Raw genomic sequence first — 12,324 nt, 5'->3', positions numbered from 1 at the left:
GCTAGGGTGTCGCTTTGATATCACGGCTTTTACGCTATGGAGTTACCTATGACTCACCCTGCTCCCACACCAATCAACGAAGCAGCTCGCCTACGTCGTGTTACCGACTTGGGCATAGGCGAAGGTATTTCTGATCCGGTACTCGAAGACGTGCTGGATTTGGTCAAAACGTATTTTCAAGTGCCCATCACGCTGATTTCCATCCTCGAAGAACAGCGGCAATGGTTTAAGGCAAGCCGCGGAGTGTCAGTAAATGGGACGCCGCGAGAGGTCTCCTTTTGTGGCTACGTGATTTTGGCTGACGATGTACTAGTCATCCCCGATGCATGTCTGGATGAGCGCTTTCGGGATAATCCTCTGGTAACCGGATCGCCGCACATCCGTTTCTACGCTGGCATGCCACTGATCACCAGTGATGGTCTTGGTTTGGGGACACTTTGCATAATCGACACCCAACCCCGCCCTCCCTTGAGCCAGGTTGAAATCAACGCCCTGCGGCGCTTCGCCTCCTTGGTGATGCATAGGATCTATGGCCTGCGTTCCTCCGCCTTTTTAGATCAGCGAACTGGGCTGTTCAATCACGTAAAGCTCGAGCAGGACATCGTGGCCAAATGTGATGAACCAATGCAGTCGCTTGTGTCTGTCGATATGATGTCGCCTCAAATGTTCAATGACGTCGTGAAAGCTTTAGGTCACAAGCACTCCCAGAACATCATGCAGGTCATGCTTACCGAGCTATTAGGACTATTGCCAGCGCGTACGGCGGTCTACTGTCTCAGCGAAACCCGCTTTGGCTTCTTCATCGAAGGCGGACACTGCTCAGCAAGCAGTGTTCTGTTTTCCCGCATCAGCCAACGCTTCAAGCAGCCAGTCATTTGTGATGGAATTCCTATCCAGGCTGACATCGGTATTGGCGCCATCGAGTTGAGCTACAACCAAGCAGGCGCATCGGATTGGTTGCGGATACTGGTGAGCGCTTCTGACGAGGCTCGTCTCAAAGATAAACCCTGGATCTGGTACGAGCCTGGTTTGGGTTGCGCTCAGCAGCGTGCGTTCATGCTACTCAGCGCGCTGGCTGACGCTCTGCAAAGCAATGATCAATTACGCTTGGCTTATCAGCCCCGTTTTGACATGCAAACGGGTGAAGTTTTGTCGGTCGAGGCTCTGCTTCGTTGGACGCACCCGTCCCTTGGCTCAATAGGTCCCAGCGAGTTCGTACCTCTAGCTGAACGGGCATCGATGATCCGATCTTTGAGCCTGTGGGTCATCCGAAAAGCCGTCGGCCAAGCCGCCAGCTGGCATCGAATCGGCCACAGCTTGAAGATATCTGTCAACGTATCGGCCGAGGACATGGAGAGTACTCACTTCACTGACGTTCTTCTTAGCCTGCTGGCCGAGAGCGGCCTGCCCCCGCATTTTCTGGAGTTGGAGTTTACCGAAAGCGCCCTTTGCCACAGCCCAGATTCGGTACGCGAACAATTGAATCGGCTACGTGCAGTCGGTATTGATATATCTATCGACGACTTTGGTACGGGTTACAGTAATTGGACCTACCTGCGTCAGTTACCCGCCACCGCGGTCAAAGTGGATCGTTCGCTCGTGGCCAATATCACTCGTAATGAAAGTGACCTACGACTGGTTGAAACCCTAATTGACCTAGGTCGTCACTTAGGTTACCGGATCGTGGCCGAAGGTGTAGAGACTCTTGATACCCTGGAAGTCTTACGTCGCACTGGATGTCATGAAGTCCAAGGGTATTACATGGCTCGACCTATGGAGGTCAAAGATATTGAAGTATGGCGGCTGCACTACCAGATTAAGGTGCCTCACTTGGGGTAAAAGCTATCTAGATCTAGATTCGATTATCAGCTTGCCACGGATGTGGGTACCCATCTATTTCAAAAATAAATCAAAGTCAATATTCAGGTCGAGATCCTGGGTTTTGGTTATCTAGAGTAATTTGGTTGAGAAGCGATGAACCTAACCTATAGCGATGTAGCGACCTCTGTGAGCGGTTTATACGCTATTGTTCGACGCCATGATTTAAACTCCCTATCGATTTGGACGAGTAGTAATTTATAGAGAAAAAGTCTATAATCATGTTTACATGAACTCACTAGGGAATACCATGTCACGTCTTGCCGAATGCCGTGCGCTAGAAAAGAAATTAGCAGCTCAACCGGCCGAGCTTGAAATATGAAAAACGATGAAGGCTTGAAGCGTGAAGTCGAATTTGAGCGAAAGCTACGCGATCTATTAGGAGAATATAACTTCAGTCTTAAAAGCGTTATAGCGATCCTCGATCCATTCGTTAGTATGGCAGCGGAGCCTAAGAAAGGAAACCGTAAGACACGTACATTGAAGCGTTACAAGCATCCAGACACTGGTGAAATAGTCGAAACTAAAGGCGGCAATCACAAGACGCTTAAAGCCTGGAAAAAAGAGTATGGATCCGAGATGGTCGAAACGTGGGCTGAGTGACGGACTGAAAGTCAGGTGATCAGCGAAGGTTTGCTTATGCGTCGTTTCTGTATTGAGGAATACAAGACGGTTAACGTCGATTTGGTGCGTGCTCATCCCGAGCAGATATATCTGATTGAGCTCGCGTTGGACGGTCAGGCTTGGGCGGGTGGTGAGTGCGTCTAGGCGGAACCGAACGTATATGGAATACCTGTGGGAAAGAGTATCGCTATGGGTATACGTGAGCCTTTTTCAGATCTGGAAACTGAACGTGAGGTGTTAATTCAAGCCTTGCGCAAGCTCTACAAACGGGCTTCTGGTTGGAAACTATGTTTGCCACAGGTGGGCATAGGCTCTGGCCCATATGGATTAGTAATCCATAGCCTCGTATCTACCGTGATGTTTGTCATATACTTTCTAATCATTTCGGTTATTCGCAACCGCTTCCTCCTTTTAAAGCTGGTAGTTGCGAAAGCACGGTCTATCACCATCAGATTTTTACTGAGGTATGCACCCGTGGCGGGTTCTATATGAGTCATCTCGTCGCTGAAAAGCATGATCTGACCCAGGACCAGTTAAAGCATATTGCCAAGTAGCTGGAGCAGAATTAGAAACCCAAGGCAGGCTCTTTCCGTTCCACCGCCCAACATATCGTTGGGCATGTGAAGAATAAGGAATTTGTAAGCACGCGTTGTAGATTGCCCTAAGGAGGCGCTGCAAAAATAGCCAACTGTCCCCACCCTTGGCACACTAAGTTCCTTCAACCAGCCTCCCTCTCCGTGAGCGTTACGCGCGTGCAGAAGACCTTCTCCGAACTCGAATATACCGGCAAGAAAAAGCAGACTCGCCGAGATCGCTTCCTGGCTGACCTTGAACAGTTGGTGCCCTGGGCCCAACTGGAGGCGCAAGTGGCGCCGTTTTATAGCAACACCGCAGGCAAGCGCGGACGCCCTGCGATACCCACAAAGACCTACATGTAGCTGCAGTTGTAGACGACCTTGATCGTGTTCTAGCCAGCGCTTGCTTTGCGACGACACGGCATGGCTACAAACAAATGCTGGCGTGGATGCGCTCATTCGGCGAGCTCACACGGGTGGGCATTGAATGCACTGGAACATATGGGGCTGGGCTGCTGCGTTACCTGGAGCACGCCAAGATATCTGTTCTTGAAGTGACAGCCCCCGATAGAAGCGATAGGCGCAAACGCGGCAAGGACGACACACTGGATGCCTGTAATGCAGCCCATGCGGCCTTCGCAGGTATTCGAACAGTCACACCCAAGAAGCGAGACGGGATGGTCGAGTCGCTGCGCGTCCTCAAAGTTTGCCGCAAAACAGCGATCCAGGCTCGTCGCGTCACATTGCAACTTATCCAGAACACCATCGTCAGCGCACCAGATGAGCTTCGTGAGCAATTACGCAGTCTGACGCGAATGCAGTTGATTCGGATGCTGGCCGCGTGGCGTCCAGATCTGTCTGATTACCGTCAGTTGGCTTCTGCTTACCGCATAGCTCTAAAAACACTGGGCAGGCGTTATCTGGAGCTGCACGATGAGATAGCAGATCTGGATGTGATGATCGCAGGCTTGGTTGACGAGCTTGCGCCAGAACTGGTTTCACGCAATGCGATCGGCTACGAGACAGCCGCCCAGCTTCTACTGACAGCTGGAGACAACAGTGATCGCTTTCGCTCGGAATCTAGCTTCGCCGCCCTTTGTGGCGTCAGCCCCGTCCAGGCATCTTCAGGAAAGGTCAGCCGCCATCGCCTAAATCGAGGTGGTGATCGTGCTGCCAATAGCGCATTGCACATCATCGCAATCGGACGCCTGAGGACAGACGTTCGAACCCAGACTTATGTTGCCAAGCGTATCGCTGAGGGCCATTCAAAGCTTGAGGCGATTCGCTGTCTTAAGCGTTATATCGCGCGCGAGGTTTACGGCATCATCCAAAGTCGAAACCTGACCATCAATCAAAGCACGATCTCCACTTGACGCTTAGAAGGGCGTCCAAGGCAGTCAGTTCAGTAGCTCAGACTGGCAAAGCTTCTTGAAGGCCAACAATGTAATCAGCAGCATGAGTCGGCGAGGAAACTGCCACGACAATGCCGTAGCCGAGAGCTTTTTCCAGCTTTTGAAGCGGGAGCGAATCCGACGAAAGATCTACACAACGCGCGAAGACGCCCGTAGTGATATTTTCGATTACATCGAAATGTTTTACAACCCTAAACGCAGGCATAGCAGTGCTATGCAGATGTCTCCAGTAGAGTATGAGAAACGTTATTTCCTGAGCTTGGAGATTGTCTAGGAAACCAGGGGCGATTCATAGCGTTGGTACGGACATCTAGTCGGAGACCCTCGTACCTTGGTGAAACAACATGTGCCAACCATCTTCGTAGGTTTTCCAAACAGAGCTACGCAGTGATAAAGACTCATCGCTATTAGCATTTTGATGGCGGCATAGGTACGTTGCTAACGCGACACTGTCTGCAAGCAAAAGCAGTTTGAAATCCTCGATTGTTCTTTTGATAAAGATCTGGGATTTGTGTCCAGCGATCACCTCCGCTTTCGTCCAGCTTTTGCCGACAGCTCCAAATTCAACGAAGTCTTCGGCAAGCAGCTGTTTAAGCAGCCGATCAATCTTTCTCGCTTCCGGCTCTAGCAACAGCTGTTCAAGCGTATGCGTCCGGCCAAGTCATCTACCCAGCTCCGCGAAGCCAAGACATGGTGTGCACTTAAATCTAAGTGCACACCAGTTCTAGCCTTTTAAGCGGGTACTTCATGCAGCCAACACGCCGTTCCTATTCCAAGTCCTTCAAAGCCCAAGTCATTCAAGAATGTGCCCAGCCCGGCGCTTCGATTGCCAGCGTCGCGCTCAGCCATAACCTCAATGCAAACCTCGTCCACAAATGGATTCGCCTGCAAGCGCAGAAAAGCACAGCGCTGCAACCTGCATTTATTCCGTTGCCCGTGCCGCTGGCCGGGGCAAAGTCCCACGCATCATCATCGAATATCTGCGTTGAAATACAGCACTCGCGCGGCACCGTCACAGTGAACTGGCCCACTGAAAGTGCTGCTGCCTGCGCGACCTTTCTTCGAGACCTTTTGCGATGATTCGCATCGACTCCATCTGGCTCGCCACCGAGCCTATGGACATGCGCGCAGGCACCGATACGGCGTTAGCCAGGGTGATTGCGGTATTCGGTGCGGCGCAGCCGCACTGTGCTTATCTGTTCGCCAATCGCCGCGCCAATCGCATGAAAGTGCTGGTGCATGACGGCTTCGGAATATGGCTGGCGGCGCGCCGCTTGAACCAAGGCAAGTTTCACTGGCCTGGCATTCGCCATGGCTCTGAAGTGGAACTGGATACCGAGCAACTTCAGGCATTGGTGCTGGGTCTGCCATGGCAACGCGCAGGCTCCCGCGGCTCGATCATACTGCTCTAACGGCTGCCACTAGCCTATAGGTCTATCGCCGCGAAGCGCCTGCTCTGGCAAAATTCGGCGCATGACTTCTTCGCCCAATCTCGACCAAATGACTCCCGACCAACTGCGTGCCCTCGCGGCGCAGTTGATGTCACAGGTCGAAACCATGGGCAAGAAGATCAACCGCGATCAGACGGTGATTGAGAAGCTAACCTTCGAGATCGCGCAGCTCAAGCGTTTGAAGTTTGCCAAGCGCAGCGAGCAGATGAATTCTGAGCAGGCCAGTTTGCTCGATGACCTGATAGATACTGATATTGCAGCGATTGAAGCAGAGCTTCAAGCCTTGCAAACAGTGCCAGCGGCGACCGAGAAAAAGCAGAAGCCCAAGCGCACTGCCTTGCCGGCTGAGTTTCCTCGCACGTTGATCCATCACGAACCGGATAACACTCACTGCTCATGCGGCTGCGCCCTCAAGCGCATCGGCGAGGACGTCAGCGAGAAGCTGGACTACACGCCCGGCGTGTTTACCGTCGAACGCCATGTGCGTGGCAAATGGGTCTGCAATGACTGCGAAACGCTGATCCAGGCACCCGTTCCGGCGCAAGTCATCGATAAGGGCATCCCAACCACCGGGCTGCTGGCCCACGTGATGATCGCCAAGTTTGCCGACCACCTGCCGCTTTACCGTCAAGAGTCGATCTTCGGTCGAGCGGGCCTGGCGATTCCACGCTCAACCTTGGCTCAATGGGTTGGCATGACTGGGGTTCAGTTGCAGCCGCTGGTCGATGCGCTGCGCGCCGTGGTGCTCGGGCAGCAGGTTATTCATGCCGATGAAACACCCGTGCAAATGCTCATGCCGGGAACAAAGAAAACTCACCGTTCCTATGTTTGGGCCTACATCACCAGCCAGTTCTCGGACGTGGCAGCGGTGGTTTATGACTTCAGCCCCAGCCGTGCTGGAGAGCATGCTCGCAACTTCCTGCAAGGCTGGAAAGGCAAGTTGGTCTGCGATGATTTTGGTGGCTACAAGGCCAGCTTCGAACTTGGCGTTACCGAAATCGGCTGCATGGCCCATGCGCGGCGCAAATTCTTCGAACTACATGCCACCAACAAGAGCATGCTCGCCGAGCAAGCCCTGCGCTATATCCGGTTGTTGTACGAAATCGAAAGCGAAGTCCGCGACTTGGAGCCGGATTTACGGCGCCGAATACGGCAAGAAAAAGCCGTCCCGGTGATGGACATGCTACATGCCTGGATGAGCGCCCAGCGTAACCTCGTGCTCGAAGGCTCAGCCATCAGCAGAGCCTTGGATTACAGCCTGAAACGCTGGGCAGCGCTGTCGCGCTACCTCGATGACGGAGCCGTGCCCATAGATAACAACTGGGCCGAAAACCAAATCAGGCCATGGGCTCTTGGTCGCAAGAACTGGCTCTTCGCAGGGTCGTTACGCAGCGGCAAACGGGCGGCAGCGATCATGAGCTTGATACAGTCTGCGCGGCTCAATGGCCATGATCCGTATGCGTATTTGAAGGACGTACTGGCGCGGTTGCCGACGCAACGGGCGAGCGAGATCGCCGAGCTGTTGCCGCATAACTGGAAGTCGATTCAGCCTTTAGAAGACTGAGCGTTCGCGCTAGCCTGTGCATCAACGACTAAAATTTCGGTGAACCCCTCGCTCAAGCGTGGAGGCTGAAGTGCTTTAAAAACGTTTCTAATGGCATTCTCAGGAACCACCTCATCATCAGGGCGCAATTGATTACGTGCCAAACAGTCTTCCAGCGAAGTAGTGAACCAAGTAGCTACCACATCTACCCTATGCTTCTTGGCAGCCTTTATGAGCGATTCACGCTCACAGCGCTGAACCAGGATGGCATCAAAGATTACAGCGCCAGGCTCAACTAAAAGCGTCGATTTGGCCCAAGTGCTTTTTCCTGCACCCTGAGCGCCTATCAACAAATACAGACGAGAAGGCTTGGGAGTCATTAGCAGAGCCTCTGATAGGGCAAGGTGAGCCCTCTGCCAAGCCAGTCTATTTAGCTCAGCATTAATAATGCGGCCATTCTCCGTCTGTAGAAAGTGATCAGGATTGATGTGCATGAAGACGGCCTGCCAGGAAAAACGTGAATGTAGCATTTGAAAGCAGGGCTGGCCGGAAACTGTTTTTTACGCAGGGGTTCGGAGAGGTCAGCCCTAAGCCGTGAAAATCTAAGGCTTACACAACAGCATCGAAGGTGTATTAGCCAGACGCTTACGGCGAACTGCAATAGATACGTAATCCGCCCGCCTCCCTTCCGATCAAGGTGACGCCCCATGATGCTCACTGCTCGTGGGCCAGCACGATCACATCGAATCGAGTCGCCGATCATATGCACTGACCCCTCCAATGGCTGCGCAGCCGGTGCCGGGCTTGCGTTTGTTGCACGCCATGTTGGTATCGTAGAAATAGGGGCAGCGTGTGCGTTGCAGTAAATTGCCTGCCGTCGTCGCGACGTTGCGAAGTTGTCCCGAGGCACCTGCTAGCAGGGCTCTAGAGAGCACCGCGTAATCTTTTCTTACGCGAGCGTCGGCAGCCAGATCGGTGTTGCGTACCAAGGCCCCAATACGCAGCCCGCCTACGGACGTGGGCTCAATGGTGTCCATCCCCAGTCCGTTCACGTCGATCAAATATGTGGGGGCTTCGATCTCGAGCTTCATCAAATCCAGCAGATTGGTAACCGCATTGATAGCCATCATGCTTGATGAAAGCTGCCTGCATGGGGTGTAGTTTTTCGGTACTGCCCAAGCCCTCAATGGTGGTAATCCTGGAATTTTGATGCATAACAGCCAGCGTCAGGCATGAATTGATCCTGGTGCCGTTGGCAATGACGGTGCAAGCGCCGCATTGGCCGTGGTCGCATCCTTTTTTGGTACCGGTCAGGTGTAGATGATCACGCAATGCATCCAGCAACGTTGTCCGGGTATCCATTAAAACCGTCTGTGTGGTGCCATTAATATTGATATCGAACTGCGCTTTGTTCGTTGGCGCTGCATTGGCGGCACTGGCCTTCGATGTGATAAACGGAGGCAGAGCAATGGCTGCGGAGGTGACGACCCCTACGATAATGAATTCACGCCGGGGCAAAAGCATCATGTTGGTCGTATCCAAGATCGGTGTTCCTCAGGAAAGCTGAATGGCCTGTTCACGAACAGAGGAGCACGCGTAAAACCGCTCGCCATTGCATCGGTTTCATAGGTGCATGTATCTACCGAACTTAGCGTCTTGTGTAGCTAGCGACTATGCCGTAACCACGTATAGCCCCATGAGAACAATTCATGAGTGGGTAAAGACGCAGATTAGGCACAAGGTGATGGGGCAAAGTGTCGGGTGCGGTGGAGTGATGCAGCAGAACTTAATTCTTGTTCACTATTGACTTGATCAGTTACAGCAGTTGCAAATTTTACCACCTTGCTTAGTTTGCCATGCACGTCAAAAACGGGATTGTAGGTCGCTTCAAGCCATACTTCGTGACCTCGAGAATCGATTCTCTTGAAGCGGTCGGCAATGAATCAACCTGCTTCCAGTGTATTCCAGAACTCTTTATACGCAGGAGAAGCCACATAGCCTGGATCGCAAAACATACTATGATGCTTGCCAACTACCTGCTGGAGCGAGTAATCAACTGCATCTAAAAAATGTTGATTCGCAGTTATGCTCTTACCGTCCAGATCAAATTCAATAACTGCCGTTGATCGGAATAACGCCTGCACCAGCGCAGAATTTTTCTCGGCGTAGTTTGTAACTTCGGTCGCTTCTAAACCACAACAAGTCATATGTGTGACCAGAGCGCTATGGTCTTTAACTGGTATCCAAGTCCCCCTTAACCAGACGAGGGCTTGATCAGTCCGGAGCAACCTATAATCGTCATTAACACTAGAGCCATTCTACATCGCGATCATGAATCTCTTGTAACAGGGCAGCTCGCTAACATATTCAGGCGTGAAATCCCCTAGCGGACGCCCGGTGACATTGCCCTCCTTTACATTTAGAAACTTCAGGAAGTTGGCGTTGCTATGGGTAACGCATAATTTTCGATCTAGTGTGACTGAAATCATCGCATCGTTGATTTCAGCTTTGAAGCTCCGTAACGCGTCTAACTCTGTCTGCTGCTCCAAAATTTTTTTCTTTAGCCGACTATAGAACATAGGAATACCTTGAGGCGTGAGATTTATAGATGCTTATCGACTGTTTTAGGAAAAAATTTAGGCCATGGAAATCTTTGCAGCGGGGGAATGGGCTCAGACATGGGCACTGCGGTGTCGTCAGTAAAACCATTGCTCTTGCTCAAGCTCCGCATTTTTCGGAGGTGTTCACTTTTGTGGGCTATCTTTGCCGCTTGTCGGAATTCCGCCAAAATCAAGCTTAGCTAAAAGCATATGACTTGAATTTTATCCCTTCCTGATGGCGGTCGGAACTCCTAATCAACCTGTAACAGGCATTGAGACCGAATCTTTACAGTATGTCGGATTGATGATGATAGCGTCTGACAAGATGTTAGAATGCCATCATCCTTTTCCGGAAGATTTCCTAATGGCTGTCAGCGAACGATATTTCTTCCCCCGTACAACCTTCATTGCTTGGTTCGTCCGCGAAAATGACCAATTGGATGCTGCTACGCGTTTGAAATTGCTGGCCGGGCCCTTTTCATCCGGCATGACATTGATCGCAGCCGGTTTCAGCACATTACTAATCTGCAGTGTAGCGCTCTACCGTCATCCAATTAAGATTTTTATGATATGGCTGTGTGTCGATACCATTATATGGAATGTACGCTTGTTGCTCTTTCGTCGCTGCAATGCTCCAACCAAGCCTCCGCTTAAATACGCCACAGATCTATCGCTACTGCTTGGCCTGGTCTGGGCCGCTGAGATAGGTGCGGGCACGGCTGCGTGCATCATCAGCGGCGACCCTGTACTGCAGGTGTTATCGAGCACCTTGGCCGTTAGCCTGAATGGTGCGATTGCTATGAGAAATCAGGGCATACCTCATTATGCGTTCGCCCAGATCCTCTTGACCGATATTCCTTTGAAGTTTTCGACCTTGTTCCAATCAGAACCTATGCTGATGATTTTAATACTTCAAGCTCCGATGTACTTAGGAGGACTGTGGATATTACTCAAGCACCTCAACAGTAATCTTGCCAAAGCCTATCATGCTGAAGCGCACAGCTCATATCTAGCCAATCATGATTCTCTCACCGGCCTTCTCAATCGCGCCGGAATTTTTTCGATGCTCAGAGGCCTGTTGAAACCCTCTTCCCAAAATCCTGAGCATCTCGCCCTCCTATATTTTGACTTGGATGGATTCAAAAGCATTAACGACAGCTATGGTCACGCTGCAGGTGACAAAGCATTAACCATGTTTTCAACCTTGTTAAACAGCAATATAAGAACAAACGATTTCGCTGCTCGCTTAGGCGGCGATGAATTCATTGTAGTGCTACGAACAGACTTAGAAGAGCATGCTACATTGATCACTGAACGCATCATTAAATCCATTGGGGAGTATCGCCGAACCTACGACGCATTTCATGGGCTGGGTGTCAGCGTAGGCATATCTCTGAGTGATTCAGCCGGCACGGACACACCTGAGACTTTACTTCATCGCGCCGACATTGCCTTGTACCAGGCGAAATTGGCGGGTAAGGGATGTTATCGGTATGCGTAGTGATGACTATTTAACCTTGTTGCCATCATGCAGCGCCTGATACATAGATTACCCCTTTTGATGCGCATCACCTATCACTGCACGGGTAATATGATGAGCTGATACAGCCAGTCCCTACGTTGTCTTGATAACAGCATGCAGTGTTTCATGGGGCTGGTTCAATCACGGTCAGCAAAACAAAACGTTTCTTTGAGCTAGGTTTTGTAAGATAAATCAGTGCCGCTAAAATTGCTGCCATGATTAGCTGAAAGCCAGCATGGCAGAGTGTTACGAACTCTCCGACGCATCGCTTTAATTTATCAGGGCTCTGGTTTCCCAGAACAGAAAATGGGTCGCCTTACGCAATCATGATCGTCTGGTGTTCCAAGGAATCTTCTGGATCCTGTGCTCGGGCGCAGCCTGGAGTGGCCGGAAGGCTTAGCGCCCTGGTCAACGGTGTGTCAGCGTTTTCCGCTGTCCGTAGAGCTAGTGGAGGACGGATTGGCCTGTCGCGCTGGGAGGTAGCAGCCAGCAAGCCCTCAGGCGCGATAGCCGCTTTTCCTGCTCGATCAGGGTACGATCACGGTATTCCTCTACGGCCACAGCCCCAACTCGTGACGGGAATTGGGCGTTGCTCAATTTTTCTTACCTACACAGCTGCATCGCAATGGCATCGAACTCACGGTCAAAGCTAGCTTTCTCTGCCGCGCTCAAGAAACCCTGCTGCTCGACGAACCGATTAGTTTCATTCCGGACGTTCT

General features: G+C 51.6%; 8 protein-coding genes and 6 pseudogenes. 9 read left to right on the top strand and 5 right to left on the bottom strand.

From position 1 onward, the window contains the following. The first annotated feature begins 48 nt into the window (after nucleotides 1-48). The 5 genes and pseudogenes from SLW74_RS27200 to SLW74_RS27180 all read left to right on the top strand — a co-directional run. Entirely contained in the window at nucleotides 49-1,839 is a 1,791-nt protein-coding gene (locus SLW74_RS27200) for an EAL domain-containing protein (protein ID WP_410930690.1), read from the top strand. A 289-nt stretch (nucleotides 1,840-2,128) separates the two neighbouring features. Beyond that, nucleotides 2,129-2,481: pseudogene (locus SLW74_RS27195) on the top strand (histone-like nucleoid-structuring protein, MvaT/MvaU family). A gap of 773 nt (nucleotides 2,482-3,254) precedes the next feature. After that, a pseudogene (locus SLW74_RS27190) lies at nucleotides 3,255-3,419 on the top strand (IS5/IS1182 family transposase); the annotation flags it as partial. Beyond that, nucleotides 3,416-4,450 (top strand): annotated as a pseudogene (locus tag SLW74_RS27185) (IS110 family transposase); the annotation flags it as partial. The pseudogenes SLW74_RS27190 and SLW74_RS27185, both read left to right, overlap by 4 nt. Nucleotides 4,451-4,466: 16 nt before the next feature. Continuing rightward, nucleotides 4,467-4,763: pseudogene (locus SLW74_RS27180) on the top strand (IS3 family transposase); the annotation flags it as partial. 36 nt (nucleotides 4,764-4,799) lie between these two features. On the opposite strand, the gene SLW74_RS27175 reads toward SLW74_RS27180, so the two are convergent. Further along, nucleotides 4,800-5,120, bottom strand: a complete 321-nt coding sequence (locus tag SLW74_RS27175; protein ID WP_410930689.1) for a DUF4440 domain-containing protein — start codon at nucleotides 5,118-5,120, stop codon at nucleotides 4,800-4,802. A gap of 116 nt (nucleotides 5,121-5,236) precedes the next feature. Between SLW74_RS27175 and tnpA the strand changes: the two genes are divergently transcribed. The 3 genes from tnpA (at nucleotide 5,237) to tnpC (ending at nucleotide 7,504) form a co-directional block, all read left to right on the top strand. Next, nucleotides 5,237-5,569 (top strand): IS66-like element accessory protein TnpA, encoded by a 333-nt coding sequence (gene tnpA, locus SLW74_RS27170; protein ID WP_410930688.1) that lies wholly within the window; start codon nucleotides 5,237-5,239, stop codon nucleotides 5,567-5,569. Further along, nucleotides 5,566-5,901, top strand: coding sequence for an IS66 family insertion sequence element accessory protein TnpB (gene tnpB / locus SLW74_RS27165; RefSeq protein ID WP_410930687.1), 336 nt, complete (start codon nucleotides 5,566-5,568; stop codon nucleotides 5,899-5,901). Before tnpA ends, tnpB begins: the two co-directional genes overlap by 4 nt. A 61-nt stretch (nucleotides 5,902-5,962) precedes the next feature. Beyond that, the gene (gene tnpC, locus SLW74_RS27160; RefSeq protein WP_410930686.1) at nucleotides 5,963-7,504 is read left to right on the top strand and encodes an IS66 family transposase; all 1,542 of its coding nucleotides are present in this window, start codon (nucleotides 5,963-5,965) and stop codon (nucleotides 7,502-7,504) included. Here the strand turns inward: tnpC and SLW74_RS27155 are convergent. The 4 genes and pseudogenes from SLW74_RS27155 to SLW74_RS27140 form a co-directional block, all read right to left on the bottom strand. Beyond that, on the bottom strand, nucleotides 7,486-7,977 hold the full coding sequence (locus tag SLW74_RS27155; protein ID WP_410930685.1) for an AAA family ATPase: 492 nt from the start codon (nucleotides 7,975-7,977) through the stop codon (nucleotides 7,486-7,488). The two genes, tnpC and SLW74_RS27155, sit on opposite strands and share 19 nt — an antisense overlap. Nucleotides 7,978-8,250: 273 nt before the next feature. Next, nucleotides 8,251-8,592 (bottom strand): annotated as a pseudogene (locus SLW74_RS27150) (FAD binding domain-containing protein); the annotation flags it as partial. Beyond that, nucleotides 8,579-9,007 (bottom strand): annotated as a pseudogene (locus SLW74_RS27145) (2Fe-2S iron-sulfur cluster-binding protein); the annotation flags it as partial. The pseudogenes SLW74_RS27145 and SLW74_RS27150, both read right to left, overlap by 14 nt. A 419-nt stretch (nucleotides 9,008-9,426) precedes the next feature. Beyond that, nucleotides 9,427-9,690, bottom strand: a complete 264-nt coding sequence (locus tag SLW74_RS27140) for a hypothetical protein (protein ID WP_410930684.1) — start codon at nucleotides 9,688-9,690, stop codon at nucleotides 9,427-9,429. A 757-nt stretch (nucleotides 9,691-10,447) separates the two neighbouring features. Between SLW74_RS27140 and SLW74_RS27135 the strand changes: the two genes are divergently transcribed. Next, nucleotides 10,448-11,584 carry a GGDEF domain-containing protein gene (locus SLW74_RS27135; RefSeq protein ID WP_410930683.1) on the top strand — a complete coding sequence of 379 codons (1,137 nt, stop codon included), beginning with the start codon at nucleotides 10,448-10,450 and terminating at the stop codon, nucleotides 11,582-11,584. Nucleotides 11,585-12,324: the final 740 nt, after the last annotated feature.

Origin of the sequence: Pseudomonas sp. W5-36, assembly GCF_046540455.1 — a bacterium.
Lineage (GTDB): Bacteria > Pseudomonadota > Gammaproteobacteria > Pseudomonadales > Pseudomonadaceae > Aquipseudomonas > Aquipseudomonas graminis_B.
Note: the sequence above shows the minus strand (reverse complement) of the source record. Positions and strands in the feature narration are given on the sequence as shown.